Here is an 18,764-nt window from a genome sequence, read left to right as displayed (position 1 = left end):
ATTCCGACGGTCGGCAACCGGGAGGTCGTTGATCGCAGGAGTTTCGGGAGATGTCGGCATCAACTCACGCCGCCGGCAATTGAGCGTCGCGGCTACTCGCACAGGTCGACGGTTCGCCGTGGCGGTCGTTGTGACGTCCACACCGTGCGCTGGTGGTCGGCGTCGTGGATTCCGTTGTCGTGGTGGTCGGCCGGGTGGTCTCAGCGGGTGTCGCGACCGGCGAGGGAGCCGGTGTAGTTGCCACTGGTGGTGTGACCGTCACGAGGTTCTCGGAAACCGGGGCCGATGTCGTCGATGCCGCGGTCGTCGGCAACGAAGTCGTCGGCGTTGCGGTCGCCGGCGTTGTGGTTGTCGGCGTCGCGGAGGTAGGCGCCGGGGTCGTTGATTCGCTGCTGACACCGGTCTTCGCGGCGGCAGCACGGGTGGTCGTCGGTGACGCGCCCGCCGCCTTGGTCGGTTGGCTCGTCGGTGCCGCAGACGTGGCGGCCACCACCTTGTACGCATCGGCGAGATCCGCCGCTTGCGGCTTGGCACTCGGGTCGACCGGCGTCCCCGCTTGCGCCTGCTTCGCCAGGTGGGTGAGCCAGGCGGCCGCGTACTCGGCGGAAGTCAATGGTTTGCCGTCGGCAGCGTCCGCGTCGCGCCAGTAGTCGAAGTGATGACCTGTTCCGTTCGGTCCCAGCGTGAGCTGGTAGGGATCGCTCATGATCACGGGGACCGTGTTCTGGTTTGTCACGATCAGACCGATGATCTCGTTCAGCACCTTCTGCGGCAGGTAAGCCAACGGCGACATGTCGTTGGTCGAGATCGATGCCGCGTTCGCCGGGGACTTCGGCGTCTGGCCTGGTTTGTATGCCGGATCCGACACCCGCAGCAGCACCTGGAGGAAGGTCTCGTCGCTCCGCATCCAGTTCGGCTGCGACTGTATGTCGGCGAACGCCGCGAGTGCGATATCGCTGAGGACGACCGCGACGTCCTGTCCGGTCGCCGGCGTGAGGCCGTCTCGTTCCAGCGCGTCGACGTTCAACTGCCGACCGACATTGACCGCCAATTGCAACAGCGAGATGTTCTCCGGCGCCGCGCAGGTGAGATCGCCGTCGGAGCAGAACGATGCGATCTTGCCGTTCAGCGCACCGAAATCCCCGCTGGTGCCCGGTAGCGCCCCTTTACCCGGCGCCGGGTTCGTGCCGTTCTGATATTGCTGATCGAAGCCGTCAGGATTGCCGAACGGGTCCTTCGCGCCGGGGAACGGCCCCTCCCCCGCTGACCGGCCGGCGTCGGCGAGGATGACGACACCGACGACATCGGTCGGATCGACGATCCCGTAGCCGCCATCCCGGTCGGCCTCCTGATGACCGATGTTCATCGCGACCCGGCGGACGACATCGGCGCCCTCGCTGTATCCGACGATCGAGAACTTGGTATCGGGGCACGCCGCGCTGATCTGCCGCATCACCTGTTCGGTATTCGCGACACCGGTGGTGACGGCGTCTTCATAGCTGGCCATATTCGCGGGGTAGGCGATGTAGACCGCCGCGTACGACCCGGGATCGACCGCATCGGCCGGTGCGTTGACGACCGGATCGACCCAATTGCTGTTGTGGTCGCCGGACAGCGCGGCGGGCAATTCTTCACCGTTCGCCCCGACGAGCATCTTGGTGGTCCCGGCGACCGGAGTGTCGCCGCGGCCGGCGACCGAGATGGTCACCATGTCGTGGCACTCCGTGACGGACGACGTGAGTTGCGTATCCCTGGTCTGCGGTGGAGATGTCAATGCCCATGAGGCGGCGACGATCGCCGTCACCCCCAGCACTGCCGGCGCGACAACGGCCGAAGCCATGCGATGCCGCGCGAAGAACTCGCGTAAACCCATTCCCTGATCCCATTCCATAGTGACAACTGGACGGACAGGCCCCCCCGAGGGCCAGCGTCACCAAGGAAGTCGTGGTTTGCGAGGTCGGCGTTACTGGATACGGTTTGTCGTCGATATCACCGTCGGGTTAGGTGACGGCCCCGGACATGCCGATGCTGTCGGTTCGCGGAGCAATAGCTGGTGAGGTTTCCGCTGAGCTGCGCACATCGGTGACGCATCACGAAGCAGACGCATTGGCAAGCGGAGGCGGGGCGCATATTGTTGGCACCCCGCCTCTCGTCAGCGGACTCGGATCGGGTTGTCACCGGCCATTCCGCTACGGGTTTCGACGGTGACATCGATGGCGGCCGGCTTGGCGTTCGGATCATAGGGCGTGTACTTCTCCAGCGAGCCCCAGTCCCGTGACCAGTCGTGGTCGAGATAGCTGGGCACGGTCTGCGACTTCAGCAGCAGACCCGTCCAGCCGAGCGGGCCGCCGCCGATATCGTCCTGCCAGGCGTTGGAGGCGTCGGAGCCGACTCGGTCGGGCAGGATGCGCCAGCGCGGGACCTCGGCCACGCCGTCACGATGGTCGAACGTGCGCTGACACGGGAAGGCCAGTCCGACGTGCCAGTCCAGCAGCGCCGGGTCGTGTGCGCCGACCACCGAATTCAGCGTGGCCAGCTTGGGCAGCCGGGGCGGGGTGATCGCCAGCCATTGCTTCGGCGTGATGTCGTTGTCCACCGCGACCAAGCGCACCGCGTTCACCTCGGCGGGCAGCCGGTCCAGCGGCACCCGCAGGTTTCGCCAGGACGGCGCGGGGCCGATGTCCAGCGGGTCGATCGAGCCGAGCGTGCGGACCTCGCCGTCCGCGCCGCGGACGCCGTATTCGAGATGCAGTTCCTGGCCGTAGGTGAGCACGCCGTCGGCGTCGACCGAGCGGATGCGGCCCGCCGCGGTGATCGCCAGTACCCGGTAGGCGGGATCATGACGCACGCTGTCGGTCAGGTCGAGCCGGTACCACTGCGTGGTCAACTGGGTCTGCTGCTGCTCACCGTCCTGGTAGCTGCCGAGCACCGGTGTCTTGGCTGGGTCGAGCCCGAACGGCAGCGCGACGGTGCTGCCATTGATGCCCTGCTGTTCGGTGGTGCCGCCGCCGGTGCCGGCGCCGGTGGTCTTGGTCGTCTTGTTCTCGGAGTCGGATTCCACCGAGTTCGCACCGCCGCCGACCGTCTCTTCGGCGTCGGCGGTGAGGTCGCGGGCGACCCCGTTCGGCGTGAATCCCTTATTCTTCGCGGCCAATCCGTCCGCGGGGGAACCGGTGTAGGGCAGCAGCAGCGAGTCCGCGGTGTCGGTTTCCACCAGCACCTCCGTCGCCAGACCACACGAATCACCGTGCAGCGATTGTAGATTCGATTTGGTGATCGAATACGCGGGATACTGCGTGATCGCGGCCTTGGCCAGCGAGGCGACCTCGAACAGCACGAGTAGCGCGGCGGCGATGGTCAGCGGCGTGGAGGCCCACCGGTCGAAACGTGTTGCAGCCGAGACATTCTCGCGCCGATACGGTTCGCGGTAGTGCTGCCAGATCGCCACCAGCAATGCTACGCCGCTGAGCCCTAGGAACAGCGTGGACAGCCCCTTGCCCGCGATCAGCGGAGCTTTGTCCCACCACGGCACACCGTAACTGGACACGTACCACCAACCGTTGGATCCGGTGAACGTTACCGCGAGCAGGAACAGCACCGCGGCCGCGAACAACGAGCGGTTGCGCGGCGAGCGAATGCCGTTGGTGCCCACCGCGACCGCCGCGAGGGCGGCGAGCGACCCGGCCAGCCCGGCATAGACGCCGAAATGGTGGGTCCACTTGGTGGGTGTGAACATCATCAGCAACAGCGATGCGAACACGATGCCGAGAATGCGCACCGACGGCCCGCGCGAGGTGCCGGGAATGCGTCCCTTGCGCAATACCTGTAGTACACAGACCAGCAGGCACAGCAGCATGACCAAGACGCCGAACCGTCGCGCCAGCGAGCCGTCGGGGGAGAGCATCAGCAGCGAGTCCCACCGAGTGCGCTCGTCGAACCAGGCCACGTTCGGGCCGACGATGGTGCGCACCCGTGTCGCTTCCAGCACCGTCGACAGCGTCTGGTCGGCGAAGATCACCACGAGGACCAGCGTGCCCGCGGCGAATCCCGGCGCGAGCAGTGCGGCGAAACGGAAGACCGTGTTCGCGACGGTCGGGCGGCGCGTGCCCGCCGCGGCGTTCACCGCGGCGTCAGCAGTGCTGGAACCGGAGGCTGCCGCGTCGGCGTCCGGGCCGGTCCGCGTCGGGACGGTGCCACGGGCCCGCTTGATGATGATCAGCAGTACCGGCCGTGAGCCCGCGATCAGGGCTGCGATGCAGATCAGACCGGTCGGCCCCGCCGCGAGTGAGAAGGCGGCGATCAGCACCGCGACCGCGGCGGGCAGCAGCCGCCCGGTCGCGATGGCGCGTTCGATCGAGCACCAGGTGAGCAGCGCGCCCGCCGCGATCAGCGGCTCGGGTCGCAGACCGTTGTCATAGGGCAGCCAAAACGCCAGGAACACCAGGCCCGCGGTCCACAGTGCCACCTTGTTCCGCCGCACCCGGGCACCGAGCCTGGGCAGCACCTCCCTGCTGATCACCAGCCAGCACACGACGCCCGCGATCAGGGTCGGCAGCCGCATCCACGGGCTGGCATCGGAGACGCGGGTCAGCCAGGCGAGCACCTCGTAGGACCAGCCGAACGGCGCCTCGGGTACCGCGAACCACCGGTAGTAGTTCGCCATATAGCCCGCGTGCCCGGAGACGCGGGCCATATTGAGGATGTATCCGTCGTCTGAGGTGTTGGCTCCGATGAAGTGCCACAGCGCCAGTAGGCCGACCACGACAATGTCCGCGACCGTGACCCGCCACCAGTGCGCGGGCAGGAATCGGCGCGGCGTGCGACCGTCGCTGGTGTCGAGCAGGTGCAGTGCGATCAGTGCGATCAGGGTGAACACGGCCGCGGCGATCATCGCGGCCAGCTTCATCGCGGTCGGAGTCGAGGAAAAACGCGAGTCGATGTCCGCGTGCAGTTCCGCGCCGCCGAGGCGGCCGGCGTCCAAATCGGTGAACACCCCGACCACCTGCGGCCGGATGTCTCGGGTGACCGTCGACCGGAACGGTGTGCCGTCCTGTCGAGACACCCCGGTGATCTGCACGGTCGTAGCGGCCGCGCTCGATTCGACGGTGAGTGTCGCGCAGGACCCGACTTCGGCGAGCGGGGCCGACAGCAGCGGGATATCGCGCAGCACTGCTGACACCGCCCCGTCTGCGACCGAGACGACCAACCCCTTGGTGGCCGCCTGACCGGACGACGCGGGCACCGTGGACAGCACAGTGCCCGCCGCCCCCACCTCCCGCAGCAACGAGCAAGGCAGCGTCGCGGTCAACCGCAGGGGCTCGTAGGACACCAGGGGCGCCGCGACGCTCGCGGCGCCTGGCTGGGGCCAGTCCAGCGTGGCCCGGTCCTGACGCACGGGCAGCAGCGGGGTCGACAGCGCCAGCACGAATCCGAGAAATCCGGAAACGAGGGCGATCAGGCGGATACGGGTGAACGCTCGAGAAGATCGGTCCGGTCGCACGGGGGTTGATGGTATAGACCGCGTGCTGTGATCGGCGACTACCGCAGTGCGCGGACGTCCCACAACCAGACATCGTCCACCTGGGTCGGCGCGAATCCGAGCAGTTGCGTGACGGTCTCGCGCAGCACGTCACGGTTCTTGGTCGTGGGCAGCACCAGCACGTCCGCCTGCCAGAACCACAGATCCGACATCGCGCTAACGCGGGTCTCGGCGTCGATCGGCGGCACCACCCCGGTGTCCTGCGCCCGCACCAGCAGGGTGGTCGTCGCCCGGGCCTCCGGGCCGTAGATCCCTTTCTTGGTGGTGCCGGTCGGCCCGACGAAATAGCCGCCGGCGAGTGGGAAATCGAAGTCGGCGTCGGCTTGCCAGCGCAGCGCCCGCGCGTCGGGCGGACGCGGCGGCGGCACCATGACCACCGAACCGCCTGTGACGTACCGCTGGATCGCCCCGTCCGCGAAGAAGTCCGGCGTCGGGGCCCGTTGGGTCACCGGAAGGATGGTCGGGGTCAACGGCAGCAGTGCGCCGACGAGGGCCGCGAACCAGGCCAGCGGCTTCCAGTCCACCACCGACTGCTTCCAGGTCGCCACCGCCCGGTCGGTGGCCAGCGCGAGCACCGCCGCGATGGCCGGGATCGCGGCCATCGACAGCCTGGACTCCAGCACCGTGCTGAGCAGTGGCACATGTTCGGCCCACTGCCACGGCAGTTCGATGCCGGTGGATTTCTTGCCGATCATGGCGACCGAGCCGAGCGAGAGCACGCCGAAAACGGTGATCACCACGGCCGCGGCCCGCACCACCCGGTCGCGCCACAGCAGTGCCACCGTGCTCGCGACCAGCAGCAGCAGCGGCCATCCGAAGTACGCGTTCTGCTCGGTCGGGTTGATCGCCACGTTCTGGCCGGGTGAGAAGACGCCGCCCAGCGATTCGGACGGGAACTGCACCAGGGCCCGCAGGTCGTTGCCCATCGGGCCGTGGTCGATCGAGCGATAACTCTGCGGCCCGAAGAACTGCCACCACAGCGGGATCTCGGTGAGTACCAGCGTGATCACCGCGGCCAGGGCCAGAGTGGGGGTGATGCCGTGCAGAATGCGACCGATGACGCGCGGCGCGTGCAGGTGATAGACGACGGCGAACAGAGCGAAGGCCAGCGCGAAGATGAGCAGCGGTTCCTCCCCCAGCGCAATCTGCAGCGCGACGAGCAGTCCCAGCGCCACCGCATCGCGGACCCGCCGGCGCGGCCGGTCCGGTCCGGCCGCGCTCGCCCGCCGCGTCATCCGGATCAGCTGTCCGGCGATGATCGGAAGCAGCATCAGCACAACGAAATTCGGGTGCGCACTGGCGTGCGAGATCATCGCGGGCGCGAAACCGCAGAACAGCCCGCCGAGGAAGGCCGCAGACCTCGAGGCGACGAGTTCGCGGTGCAACAGCCGATGCCAGGCGAACGCCGTCCCGGCCAGCCCGAGGGTGAGCACGAGCACGAAGGTGACGGTGGGCCCGAACAGCAGGGTGACCGGGGTCAGCGGCACGCCGACGCCGAACATGGCCGTATTGGCCATCATGTTCACCCCGGCGGGGAAGTTCTGCAGGTCGGTGCCGAGCGGGCTGTGCAGGGCGGCCACCGAGTGCGCGGTCACCGCGAAGAACCATTCCCACATCGTCTGGTCCTGACCGCTCTTGATCAGGTAGCCGCTGTCGGTGTCACGCCACTGCCCCGACAGCACCGTGGCTGCCAGCGCCAGGTAGCCGGTCGCGACGAGCAGGTCGGTGCGGTGGACGCGGATTCGCGGGAACCGACGTGTGCGCGGGCGGGGTGGGTTGCGGAGCACTTCGGTCGGTGTCGGTTCGCTTGTCGCGACGCCTACCCCAGTCGTCCCCGCAAGCTCGGCGGGTGCGACCTCTTGTGCCCGTTCCACCTGCGCATCACTCCTCGACAGCGCTGAACCAGCCGCCCTCCGTAACCGACCACACTGTGCGTGGACTGACAATCGGAGGGGTTATCCACTGTCGACGGGTTCAACCCTCCCCACCGCGCAGAGGGGCGCTCGGACGTCAGCGTCCGTTCAACGGCGAACGGTGACGAGGGTGAACGGGCCGATATCGGTGGTGGTGAACCGGGGGTCGGCGAACAACTTCTTGGGAAAGGTCACCGAGTATCGCGCCACGTTCGGGTCGTTCGGGTAGACGTCCTTGGCCAGTCGCAGTGTGTAGGCGTCGCCACTGTGCCGGAACAGGAACGCATCCGGTGCGCGCCATGGGCTCGCGGCCAGTGCGTCCAGCAGTGCGTCCGGAGTCTTCACCTTGCTCCAGCGCTCGATGGCCGCCGCCCGGCCCGCGAAGTCGGCAAGCGGGTTGGCGTAGTGCGAGGTGAGCGCTTGGAAGCCGAAGTAGGGATAGAAGGAAAGGAAACTGGTGTCGGCGGTCAGGACCACGGTGTCCGAGCGCGGCCGCCCGGTCTGCGCGGTGAGCGCCGCGTCCACTTGGCGGTAGTACGACACCGCGGAGGCCGGTCGCTGGTCGGCGCGCTGCCCATCGCCGTCGGTATCGGTGTAGGCGGTGGTGATCTCGGCCCCGAGGATGTGCGGAATGTTCTGGGTGAACGCCAGCGCCCCGACCATCGCGACAACGACGACCGCGAACCGGAACCGGTTCGGTTCGTTCAACGCCCGGTAGATCCCCCGCGCGCCCTCCACGAACCCGAACGCGCCCGCGGTGGCGAGCAAGACGAGCAGGATCGGCTCCAGCCGGAACGACAAGAGTGTGGTGCCCGCCGCGGTCGCCGCCATCGACAGCAGTGTCCACAGGTAGATCGCCAGCACACCGATCGCGAGTGCCTGTGCCCGCCTCGACGAGGCGGCGCGCACGACCAGCCACACGGTTCCGACCATGCACAGGGCGCCGACCAGGGAGAACTCGAACATCGGCAGCGGCAGTCGCGCACCCGACTCGGGCAGGTAGTGCAGCGCGGTACCGGTACTCGCGGTCGTGCCGCGCAGTGCCTTCAGCAGATACGGCGTCCACACGATCAACGCGACCAGCCCGGCAATCGCCCCGATCGCCACCAACCGCAGCAGCGGCGCCACGGCGGCGCGCCAGACCGGGCGAACGGAACCCGCCGCGTCGTGGTTACGGGCTGTGCGCTGCTCTCGCACGGCGAGAACGGCCGCGGTCAAGCCCATCAACCCGATCGCGAACGCGGCGACGCCGAAGTAGAGGGTGTAGAACGTGGCCGCCACGCCGAGGAACAATCCGGAACCGACAACCGCGCCCCAGCCGCCAGCCGTGTGGCGTCCGGTAGCACCTTCCGTCGAGACCGTCGTGCCCGCCCGCCCGTGTTCCAGTGGTCGGTGCAGCGCACCCCAGGCGAGGACGAGCGCTGGCGGGAGCACGATCACGATGACGGCGCCATAGGCTTCCGGCGCCGCGTACGCCACCGCGACCGCGGTGATCGCCGCGGCGACGCCGACCGCCCAGTCCGCGCGAATCAACTTCGACCACAGCACAAGTGCGACTACCGCGGACACCGCGAGGAAGCCGATCGCGTACGGCTTGAACACCTCCCAGCCGGCGATCCCCAGCAGGTTCGCCACGCGCCCGCCGATCCAGAACCAGCCCGCGGGGTAGTACGGCGGCAGTTGCGCGTAGGTCATATCGCGCAGTGCGGCGGAGTCGGTGAGCCGGGTGAGGAACTCGGTGCGAAACTCCTGGTCCACTGAGACGCCGAATAGATACAGCTTGGTCGCGGCGAGTGGCATGCCGAGCGTGACCGTGACAAATGTCGAAATGCCCACCCAGGACAACAGTTTCGCGACCCATGGCCACTTGTGCCTGCGCAGCAGCGCGATCGCCGATGCCAGCACAGCGGCCGCGACCACCTGTCCGACCGTGGTCAGCGCCCGGGTCACGTTGGAGGAGTTGAACGCGGGCCAGTGCACCATCGAGAACGCGATCAGCCCGACCGCGGCGACGACCGCGGCGACGACCGCGGCCAGCGCCGCCTCCCCGAGGCCGGAGGCGATCTGCCGCGCCAGCGGAGCCAACCGTCGCGGCCTAGGCGCCGGATCCACGGAGCGCGGGTGCGCTTCGTCCGTCGCGGTCGCCGTGCTCAACGGACCGCTCCGCACTCGATGACTCGCATGGCGCCTCCGGATTCACTGGGGGTCGACTCCCTCGAACGATAGGTGCCCGCGTGATCGAGGATCACGCGGGCACCAGGTCCGAGCTCGATCGCTGGATCAGATCGGCAGTCTGCGGAAGACCGGCCGCGGAATGTGCCGCAGGATCATCATCACGTAGCGGAAGGGCCCCGGCGCCCAGACGAGCTCCTTGCCTTTCTGCGACGCCGAGACCGCCAGCACCGCGATGTCTTCCTTGTCGACGGTCAGCGGAGCCTCTTTGACGTGCGCCGAGAATCGGGTCCGGACCATGCCGGGCCGGATCACCAGCACGCGCGGACCGTGCTTGCGCAGCGCCTCGCCGAGCCCCAGGTAGAAGCCGTCCAAGCCGGCCTTGGTCGAGCCGTAGACGAAGTTCGAGCGCCGCACCCGCTCACCGGCGACGGAGGACATGGCGATGATCCGCCCGAAGCCCTGCGCCTTCATCTTCTCGCCGAGCAGCACGCCGACGGAAACCGCCGCGGTGTAGTTGATCGAGGCGACCTGCACGGCCTTGCGCTGGTTCTGCCACAGCTCTTCGGGATCGCCGTCCAGGGCGAACGCGACGATCGCGACGTCCACGTCACCGGTGTCCCAGGCCGCGTCGATCACCTTCGGGTGGCTGCCGGTGTCGAGTGCGTCGAAATCGATGATCTCGACTTCGCTCGCGCCGGCCGCCTTCATCTGAGCGACCGCGTCCTCACGCAACGGATCACCCGGCAGCGCCGCGAGAATGACGCGCGCGGGTCCCTTCTTCAGGTACTCCGCGCAGATTGCCAAGCCGATTTCCGAAGTTCCACCCAGCAGCAGAATCGACTGCGGGTTGCCAACGGCATTGATCATTTCGCCGATCCTACTGTCACTGCAGCTCCAGCCTTCTCGCCATATCGGACATGAAAACGCCTGTGGGATCGACACTGCGGCGGATCTTGATCCACTCGTCGATCCGCGGGTACATCTGATGGAACGTCTCGGCGGTGGTCCGCGAGTCCTTCGCGGTGTACAGCCGCCCGCCGAACTCCAGCACCCGCCGGTCCAACTCGCCGACCAGCTGGTTCAGGCCTGGCTTGATCGGGAAATCGACGCAGATGTTCCAGCCCGGCATCGGGAAGCTCAGTGGAGCGTGGTTGCCCGGGCCGAACAGCTTGAACACGTTCAGTGCCGAATAGTGCCCCGACGCCTGGATGTCGATGATGATCCGCTTGAACTCCTCGACGGCCTCGGTCGGCACCACGAACTGGTACTGCAGGAAGCCATTGGAGCCGTAGCCGCGGTTCCACTCCGAGATCATGTCCAGCGGGTGGTAGAACTGCGTCAGGTTCTGCACCTTGCCGGTGTAGTTGCCGCCCATCCGGTAGTACGCCTCGCCGATGGACATCAGCGTCAGCTTGTTCATGGTCCAGTTCGGGAAGATGTCCGGCACCGTCATCAGCTGCGGGGCGTCGAACTTCAGCGGCTTGCTTTGCAGCCGCTTGGGCAGTTCGTCGACCTTGGCCAGCCGGCCGCGGGTGATGGTGGCCCTGCCCAACTTGGGCAGCGGGCTGATCACGTCGAACCACGCACTCGAGTAAGTGTAGTCGGCCTCGCTGCCGTCGCTGTGTGCGGCAATGGTCTCATCGAGGGTCGCGGTCTTCACGCCGTCGTTGCGGAAATAGGCCGTCTCGGTCGGCGCCATCTCGATGGTCGCGCGCAGGATGATGCCGGTGAGGCCGTTGCCGCCGACGGTCGCCCAGAACAGCTTGGCGTTGCGCTTCGGGGTGAGGTGCTGCACCTGCCCGTCGGCGGTGAGCAGATCGATCGAGCGGACGTGGTTGCCGAAGCTTCCCTCGCTGTGGTGGTTCTTGCCGTGGATATCGGAGGCGATGGCGCCGCCGATGGTCACCTGGCGGGTGCCCGGGAGCACCGGCACCCAGAGGCCGAACGGTAGCGCGGCCTTCATGAGCTGGTCGAGGCTGACGCCACCATCGACATCGACGATCCTGGTGTCGCGGTCGATCCGATGGATGTTGTGTAGCGCGGTCATGTCGACGACCAAGCCGCCCGCGTTCTGCGCGTGGTCGCCGTAGGAGCGCCCGAGGCCGCGTGCGATCACACCGCGGCGTAGGTGGGCGGGCTTGCTGTCATTGTCCTCGGCGACCATGGCGACAGCCTTGGCGATCAGTTCGGGATCGCTGGTCGAGAGCACTTCGGAGGAGGTCGGTGCGGTGCGACCCCACCCGGTCAACGTTCGGGTGCGCGTCGGAAGTGCGAACGCGTTCACCGCGGCGGGGCCGTCCTTTGTGACGACGGCGCCGCTGTCGTTCCCGGTTGTCGTGGTGGCGGTCGGAGCTTTCGTGGACATCGGCATAGAGGTTACAGGTATAACGCGGGATCCGGTCGTCGTCGCCAGGCGCGGAGGTAGGGACGTATGCGTCGGTTCAGCACCGGATCTACGTTCCGCCCCGGTCGGCGCTACGCTCGTCGGCGTGCAAGCCGAACCCCACCTGCCGCTTCCGGCCGAACTGCCGTTGGTCGACGAGCCCGGTGGCACCGATGTCGACCTCAAGACGCAGATCGTCCGGTTCACCGTCACCGGTGGGTTGTCTGCCGTTGTCGACTACGGGCTATACAGTCTGCTGTTGAACCTGGTCGGCCTTCCGGTCAGCATCGCGAAGTCGATCAGCTTCGTCGCGGGCACCACCACCGCCTATCTGATCAACCGCCGGTGGACCTTCCAAGCCCCACCCAGCCGGATCCGTTTCTTCGCGGTGGTCGCGCTCTACGCCCTCACCTTCGCGGTGCAGGTAGGCATCAACTCTGCGCTCTACCACGCCTTCGACGAGGTCTGGTGGCGCCAGCCTTTTGCCTTCGTCGTCGCCCAGGGCACCGCGACGGTGATCAACTTCGTCGTCCAACGCGCGGTGATCTTCAAGATCGGCGCCGCTCCGGCGATACCTCGAGGCCCAATTACCTCCAGTTCGCCGTAACTGCTGTCCATCCCCTTCCCGACCACCCCGCAGATGCTGCCGTCGAGAGTCGTCGACGGTAGTCGAATGGTGGTTGACCGGTGCCGTATCGCCCGCCTTATGACTACGCTCGCCGAACAAACTCGGCTATACAGTTCGCATCGAAGAAATTGAGTCGACGATCTCGGTGGTGGTCACCATGGCGGTGGCGTAGTTCGGGATATTGACTTCTAGTGCGGCGTGCATTTCTGTTTCCGAGTAATCCGCGGTCGCGTCCGTCACCATCGTGAGCTGGTAGCCGAGTTCAGCGGCGTAGCGAACGGTCGCCTCGACGCAGGTATGGGCAATGAGTCCTATGACGATGAGCTGGTGAATGCCGTGTTTCTTGAGCTGCAAATCCAGATCTGTATTGGCGAAACCGCTGGAACACCAATGTTCCAGGGCCACGATATCTCCTGGTCGAGGCTGGAACTCGGGGCGGATCTCGCCACCCCACGTGCCGTATTCGAAAGTCTTGTTCGACCACGCTGCCTTCTGAATCGGCGCGATGTACTTCCAGGTCTCGTAATCGCCGAGGCGATATCGATGATGCAGCGCATAGAAAACGCGGATGTCTGCCTGTCGGGCAGCTTCGAGGACTCGCATCATATGCGGGACACACTGATTGGCCTCGGCAACACCTTTCAAACGATTCCACAGTTTGCCGCCCTCGGAAATGAAATCGTTGTAAGGATCGATCACCACAAGGCCAGTGATCTTCTTGTCATATGTCACGTGGGTCACCGTGCTCTCCGATCCTTGCGGTCACAACGGCTGATAGTCGAGTGTATTCCCGCGCGGAGCCTACTTTGCTGGTGTGGTACGGACCTCAGTTCGGGACCGTGACCAGGTGAACCATTGCGGCGACACCAACCACGACGATCACGCCGCGCAGCACGGCGGGCTTCAATTCGAGCCCGATCCTCGCGCCGATCTGCCCGCCGAGGGTCGAACCGATCGCGAGAATGGCGACAACAGGCCAGCTGATCGGCGCGACGAAAGCGTAAATCGTGCCCGCGACGACGTTCACGATGGCGGATAGGACGTTTCGCGCGCCGTTGAGCCGCTGCAACGGCTCGGACAGTGTCATACCCATCACCGCCATGAGCAACACGCCCTGCGCGGCGGTGAAATACCCGCCGTAGATACCGATCAGGAACGTGAAGAACAGCAGCAGCGCGGGGATCCCATCGGGGTCCGCGCCCGCTACGCCTGCGACCGCCCGGCGTTTCGCGATCCAACGGGAGACCTTGGGTTGAATGATTACCAGCACGACGGCGAGGCCGACGAGTGCCGGAACTATCGACTCGAACGCGTCCTTCGGCAGTGACAGCAGCAGGATCGCGCCGCAGATCGCGCCCAGGAACGAGGCTACCGAGAGCCGGGCCACCTGTGGCCAGAACCCCGTCAGCACCTTGCGGTACCCGATCGCGCCGCTGATCGAGCCCGGTGCCACCCCGATCGCGTTCGAAGTGGTCGCGGTCAGCGGCGAATAGCCGAGCGCTACCAGCACCGGGAACGTCACCAACGTGCCGGAACCGACCACCGAGTTGATGGCGCCGGCCCAGATCCCGGCGATCAAAATGATCACCGCATGACCCCATGTCATCGGATCGAAGCCGGCATCGGGCCGGCCACTCCGCTGCCGACAGGGCCGAAGACGGCTACCGGGTCCACCGCGGTGATGTGCGGCAGTCTGTCGATGCCGAGTTCGTTCGTCGATATCGAATGCTCGCGATCGCATCGCGCAGTGATGAACACGGTTGCGAGCTTGTCAGCGTCTGACTGATGCGTCCAATGCGATTTGGCGAGCTATCGATGCGCGCGCGCATAATGAGCAGATGCCTGGCCTCCGCCGCACCAAGCCCGACCTGGCGGACGTTTTCGCCGCACCGCTGGTTCAGTTCCTCGCGATAGCCCGTCACGAAAACTTGACACACGCCGCAGCGGAACTGGGAGTCGCTCAGTCCAGCCTCAGCCGTGCGTTGGTTCGATGGGAACGTCAACTCGGGGTGCCGCTGACCAGCCGTGTCGGCCGGTCTGTCCGATTGACCCGCCACGGACGATCTCTCCAGCATGCGCTGCAACGATGCTCGGAGGGCCTCGAGCGGGCCAGCACAGATGTTGCCGAGAACCTGGATACCGACGGGGGCGTGGTGGCCCTCGGATTTCTCAACAACCTGGGGTCTCGCATGGTGCCGGAAATTCTGCGCGCTTACCGCGGCAGCCACTCCGACGTGAAGATCACCCTTCATCAAGGAGGATCCGAGTTCCTGATCGATGCACTGCGCGAAGGCACCATCGATCTGTGCCTGACCTCGCCCGCGCCGAATTCCCCGGAGTTCGCCACCGCGCAGGTGGGCACTGAGCCGCTCGTGCTTGTCGTCCCGCCCGAGCATCCGCTGGCCACGCGCGGTCAGGTAGCGCTTGCCGAGGTCGCTTCGGACAACTTCCTCGCCCTGCCGCGCGGATACGGCCTGCGGGCCATGACCGAACAGCTCTGCGCTCTTGCCGGGTTCACCCCGCACATCGTCTTCGAAAGCACGGACGCCGCCACGCTACGCGGCCTCGCCGCCGCCGGATTCGGGGTGTGCATCCTGGCCGCCGCGCCGGACGCGACCGACTCGATCGAAATCCCGATCGGCATCCCGCCCGCATCCCGCCCCATTGTGTTGACCTGGTCGACGGCCCGCACCGAGAGCAGGGCTACCGCCTCGTTGCGGCATTACATCCTCGATCATCTACGTTAGCCGCAGCCACTCGTCTGACCTGCGGTAATCCAAGCGGATGGCCGTAGGATCGGCGCACCTTTCGGCGGTAAAGGACGACTTGTCGTACCCGTGGGCGGCCGTGGACGGAGCTGGTTCGGGTTCAGGTGTGTCCGCCCGGCTGGAACTGTTCCGGTCGGTCGAGCCACTCGAGCGGGAGCGACCGGCCTCAGACCGGGATCAGGGTGACCGGTACCCCGTTGAACACGGCGTTGCCCGAGGGCACGTCGACCACGGAGTCGTCGGTGAGCACGTTGGCGTTCACCCCGGCGTGCGCGCGGGCTACGGTCTGCGCGCTGTCGCTGTGACCCCAGCCGTGCGGCAGACTCACCACGCCGGGCATGATCGTCTCGGTCGGCTCCAGTGGAACCGTCAGCGTTCCCGCGGCGGACTTCACCACTGCCTGGTCGCCCAGGCCGAGCCGCGCGACATCGGCTGGGTTGATGTGCAGTGTGCAGCGATTGGAACCGCCGACCAGCGATGCGATGTTGTGCATCCAGCTGTTGTTGGACCGCAGCTGGCGCCGCCCGATCAACACGATCTCCGGCGCCGCGTCGGTGAGTCTCGCGCGCATCCGCGCGACGTCCGCGAGTAGCGGCGCCGGTGCCAGGTCCACCTGTTCGGTCGCCGTCCGTAGGACTCCCGGCAGGCGCGGCTGCAACGGACCGAGGTCGATGCCGTGTGGATTGTCCAGCAACACTTGCAGATTCAGCGTGCCGCCGTTCCACTCGCCGTACGGCCCGAGTCGCAGCATCAGATCGATGCGCTGCTCGGTGCTGTTCTCGCCGTGCAACTCGGCGCGCCGATTCGCGAACCCGGCCTTGTGCAGGGTGCCCGCGATGACGAGTTCGTCTGCCGCGGTGAGCGGGTCTACGCCGTCGGAGCCGTCGTGCGCGCGGCCGGTCAGCGCGGCGGCGAGCCGGGCGAGGATCGCAGACTCCGATGGCCGGTCGCCCAGGGGCACCAGCGGGCGCGAATAGCGTGTGTAGTTACGGACCGCGAATCGCAGCAGCGCGAAGTCGTAGTGCGGTGACTGGGTCGGACGCGGCGGCGGCAAAATCACGTCGGCGTGCCTCGTGGTCTCGTTCAGATACCGGTCGACGCTGACCATGAAGTCGAGCTGGGCGAACGCGGTGTCCAAACGCGCCCCGCTCGGTGCGGACAGCACCGGGTTCCCGGCTACGGTCACCAGCGCGCGGATCTGTCCGGTGCCTGGAGTGGTGATCTCCTCGGCCAGCGTGGCCACCGGCAGTTCACCCATGGCCTCCGGCAGTTCCCGGACCCGGCTGGTCCAGCGCCCGGTGCGAAACGGCCTGCTGCGTGCGATGCCACCCGCCGCCGCGGTGGCGAACATGGCGCCGCCGGGGGTGTCGAGATTTCCGGTCAGCATGTTGATCGCCTCGACGAGCCACTGCGTGATCGTGCCGAATTCAGCCGTGCAGGTGCCGATCCGGGCGTAGACGGCCGCGGTCGGCGCGGCGGCCAGCTCACGGGCGAGCCGGATGACGGTCGGTGCCGGCACTCCGGTGCGGGCCGCCACCGTGTCCGGATCGAATGCCGCTGCGGTCGTGCGCAGTTCGTCGACTCCGGTGGCCTCGACCCGTACGTCGGTCAAGTTTTCCGCGAACAGCGTATGCACGATGCCGAACAGCAGGTACGCGTCGGCGCCCGGTCGGATGAACAGGTGCTCGTCGGCCAGTTTCGCAGTGCGCGTTACCCGGGGATCGACCACGACGAAGCGGCCGCCCCTGCGCCGCAGTGCCTTCAGCCGACCGGGAAAGTCCGGTGCGGTGCACAGCGAGCCATTGGATTCCAGCGGGTTCGCGCCGAGCATCAGCAGATAGTCGGTGCGGTCCAGGTCGGGCACCGGCACGGTCCACGGATCGCCGAACATCAGCCCGCTGGCAACCTGCTTGGGCATCTGGTCGGCCGTGCTCGCCGAGTAGATGTTTCTGGTGCCCAGCGCGCGCAGCAGAATCGGCACATACAGGGCGCCTGCCACGGTGTGCGCGTTCGGATTTCCCAGATATACGCCGGCAGCCTGATTTCCGTGTTCGGCCATGATCGCGGGGAAACGCTCGGCGATGAGGTCGAGGGCCTCGGTCCACGACGCGGTGCGCCAGGTGTCGGTGGCACGGTCACGGATCAGCGGATCGATGATCCGGTCCGGGTCCTCGTCGAGGTGGCCGAAGCTGGCTCCCTTCGGGCAGAGAAACCCGCTACTGAAGGGATCCTGCCGGTCGCCGCGGACCGAGGTCACGTGGTCCTCGAGGTCCAGGGTGAGTTCGAGTCCACAGACCGCCTCGCAGAGCGGGCAGGTCCGCAGCAGCGTACGCGAGTCCGTGATCGGGGCCATACCCCATCTTGGGCCCCTCATAGTGGAACTGAAAGAGGAACGATCAATTCGACGACGCCGAATGACAGGCATCCGGCTGCGTTACCGGGGTGGGATCGACGGCGCAGGCATGGAAACCGGTCGTCGACAGTCTGGTCGGACGCTGGTTCGTCTTCGCTCGGCCCGATGATTGCTGGACCCGAATAGAGCGGTTATCCGACCTGCGGCCCCTGCCTGTGTTCAGCGGGTGCGACGGGTCGGGACATGCGCGGCTCAGCAGGCGATGGTCAGTTTCGCCTGGTGCGACGTGGTCGTGGCCCGCACGGCGGCGCTGATCGCGACCACCGGCGGCACCCAACGGGCCTCGGCGGGCGAGACGCCCCAGCAGGCCGAACCGGCGGAGAGCTGGGTGGGCGGCAGCGGGATGCCCGCGCCGTCGGTGTATACGGTGGCGCCCGCCTCGCGCAGTGCCGCGAGCGCCATCGCGGCCTTTTGTACACCGGTGACCAGGTGGATCTCACGACGCTCGGCGCCCGGGATCTCGATCACCGGACCGGACAGGTTGTTCGCCCGCAAGAAGCGGCGGACCTCGCCGGCCAGTTCGCCGGTGACCTCGATGCCGGACACGTCCTCATCGGTGATCAGGCTGAGACCGTTGGCCGTTTCGGCAACCGTCCATCCGCGCTGGGCGTAGTCCTGCGCAGCGGCGGTCATGTCGGCCGCCGAGACGGAAGTCGGAAACGTGGTGCGCACTGTCTTCTCCATTCCCCGGGGTGGATCTGGTCCTGCATTCATGGGTCGTATCGGCGGAGGACGTCGGCAGCGTTACGCGATCTTCGAAACTATTTCCGGAGTGTCGCCTACGTCTCATTTTCGAGCGTGGGTGGACCGCGTTCCGCCGGGCTCCGTAGGCCGCTCGCAGTTGTTGCCACGCGGCTACTTTCGGCCTTCGACCTCATCGCTCGCTGTGTCGATGCTGGGAGGCTGCTGTGGATGCTGTCGGCTGTGGTGCGAAGGCGATAACTT

At 66.8% G+C, this 18,764-nt stretch carries 12 protein-coding genes; 2 read left to right on the top strand and 10 right to left on the bottom strand.

All coding sequences use genetic code 11. The features are described 5' to 3' along the window. Positions 1-64: 64 nt before the first annotated feature. The 6 genes from AB0C34_RS07780 to AB0C34_RS07755 all read right to left on the bottom strand — a co-directional run bounded on the left by AB0C34_RS07780 (position 65) and on the right by AB0C34_RS07755 (position 11,998). Positions 65-1,873 (bottom strand): cutinase family protein, encoded by a 1,809-nt coding sequence (locus tag AB0C34_RS07780; protein WP_357070044.1) that lies wholly within the window; start codon positions 1,871-1,873, stop codon positions 65-67. Positions 1,874-2,152: 279 nt separating this feature from the next. Continuing rightward, the gene (locus tag AB0C34_RS07775) at positions 2,153-5,500 is read right to left on the bottom strand and encodes an arabinosyltransferase domain-containing protein (RefSeq protein WP_357068690.1); all 3,348 of its coding nucleotides are present in this window, start codon (positions 5,498-5,500) and stop codon (positions 2,153-2,155) included. Between the two features lie 38 nt (positions 5,501-5,538). Beyond that, the gene (locus AB0C34_RS07770) at positions 5,539-7,413 is read right to left on the bottom strand and encodes a glycosyl transferase (protein WP_357068688.1); all 1,875 of its coding nucleotides are present in this window, start codon (positions 7,411-7,413) and stop codon (positions 5,539-5,541) included. A gap of 147 nt (positions 7,414-7,560) precedes the next feature. Further along, positions 7,561-9,537 carry a galactan 5-O-arabinofuranosyltransferase gene (locus tag AB0C34_RS07765; RefSeq protein WP_357070042.1) on the bottom strand — a complete coding sequence of 659 codons (1,977 nt, stop codon included), beginning with the start codon at positions 9,535-9,537 and terminating at the stop codon, positions 7,561-7,563. A gap of 195 nt (positions 9,538-9,732) precedes the next feature. Further along, positions 9,733-10,494 carry a decaprenylphospho-beta-D-erythro-pentofuranosid-2-ulose 2-reductase gene (locus tag AB0C34_RS07760; protein ID WP_357068686.1) on the bottom strand — a complete coding sequence of 254 codons (762 nt, stop codon included), beginning with the start codon at positions 10,492-10,494 and terminating at the stop codon, positions 9,733-9,735. Positions 10,495-10,510: 16 nt separating this feature from the next. Beyond that, complete coding sequence (locus AB0C34_RS07755; RefSeq protein WP_357068684.1) at positions 10,511-11,998, bottom strand: FAD-binding oxidoreductase; 1,488 nt, start codon at positions 11,996-11,998, stop codon at positions 10,511-10,513. A gap of 118 nt (positions 11,999-12,116) precedes the next feature. Between AB0C34_RS07755 and AB0C34_RS07750 the strand changes: the two genes are divergently transcribed. Further along, on the top strand, positions 12,117-12,617 hold the full coding sequence (locus AB0C34_RS07750) for a GtrA family protein (protein WP_357068682.1): 501 nt from the start codon (positions 12,117-12,119) through the stop codon (positions 12,615-12,617). Between the two features lie 126 nt (positions 12,618-12,743). On the opposite strand, the gene AB0C34_RS07745 is transcribed toward AB0C34_RS07750, so the two are convergent. Together AB0C34_RS07745 and AB0C34_RS07740 are read right to left on the bottom strand one after the other, a co-directional pair. Beyond that, the gene (locus AB0C34_RS07745; RefSeq protein WP_357068680.1) at positions 12,744-13,370 is read right to left on the bottom strand and encodes an isochorismatase family cysteine hydrolase; all 627 of its coding nucleotides are present in this window, start codon (positions 13,368-13,370) and stop codon (positions 12,744-12,746) included. Between the two features lie 94 nt (positions 13,371-13,464). Next, on the bottom strand, positions 13,465-14,244 hold the full coding sequence (locus AB0C34_RS07740; protein ID WP_357068678.1) for a sulfite exporter TauE/SafE family protein: 780 nt from the start codon (positions 14,242-14,244) through the stop codon (positions 13,465-13,467). A 232-nt stretch (positions 14,245-14,476) separates the two neighbouring features. Here AB0C34_RS07740 and AB0C34_RS07735 point away from each other — a divergent pair, with 232 nt between their 5' ends. Beyond that, complete coding sequence (locus tag AB0C34_RS07735; protein ID WP_357068676.1) at positions 14,477-15,385, top strand: LysR family transcriptional regulator; 909 nt, start codon at positions 14,477-14,479, stop codon at positions 15,383-15,385. Positions 15,386-15,572: 187 nt separating this feature from the next. Here AB0C34_RS07735 and AB0C34_RS07730 read toward each other — a convergent pair whose 3' ends face one another. Continuing rightward, positions 15,573-17,759 carry a molybdopterin oxidoreductase family protein gene (locus AB0C34_RS07730; protein WP_357070040.1) on the bottom strand — a complete coding sequence of 729 codons (2,187 nt, stop codon included), beginning with the start codon at positions 17,757-17,759 and terminating at the stop codon, positions 15,573-15,575. Between the two features lie 252 nt (positions 17,760-18,011). Further along, complete coding sequence (locus tag AB0C34_RS07725; RefSeq protein ID WP_357068674.1) at positions 18,012-18,491, bottom strand: hypothetical protein; 480 nt, start codon at positions 18,489-18,491, stop codon at positions 18,012-18,014. Positions 18,492-18,764 lie beyond the last annotated feature (273 nt).

The sequence above is a fragment of the Nocardia sp. NPDC049220 genome (assembly GCF_040647855.1).
GTDB lineage: Bacteria > Actinomycetota > Actinomycetes > Mycobacteriales > Mycobacteriaceae > Nocardia.
Note: the sequence above shows the minus strand (reverse complement) of the source record. Positions and strands in the feature narration are given on the sequence as shown.

What these genes read in the sequence shown, in the direction of transcription:
- AB0C34_RS07740 (WP_357068678.1), bottom strand. Translation starts at nt 14,244, where the DNA reads ATGACATGGGGTCATGCGGTGATCATTTTGATCGCCGGGATCTGGGCC.
- AB0C34_RS07780 (WP_357070044.1), bottom strand. Translation starts at nt 1,873, where the DNA reads ATGGGTTTACGCGAGTTCTTCGCGCGGCATCGCATGGCTTCGGCCGTT.
- AB0C34_RS07730 (WP_357070040.1), bottom strand. Translation starts at nt 17,759, where the DNA reads ATGGCCCCGATCACGGACTCGCGTACGCTGCTGCGGACCTGCCCGCTC.
- AB0C34_RS07735 (WP_357068676.1), top strand. Translation starts at nt 14,477, where the DNA reads ATGCCTGGCCTCCGCCGCACCAAGCCCGACCTGGCGGACGTTTTCGCC.
- AB0C34_RS07760 (WP_357068686.1), bottom strand. Translation starts at nt 10,494, where the DNA reads ATGATCAATGCCGTTGGCAACCCGCAGTCGATTCTGCTGCTGGGTGGA.
- AB0C34_RS07755 (WP_357068684.1), bottom strand. Translation starts at nt 11,998, where the DNA reads ATGCCGATGTCCACGAAAGCTCCGACCGCCACCACGACAACCGGGAAC.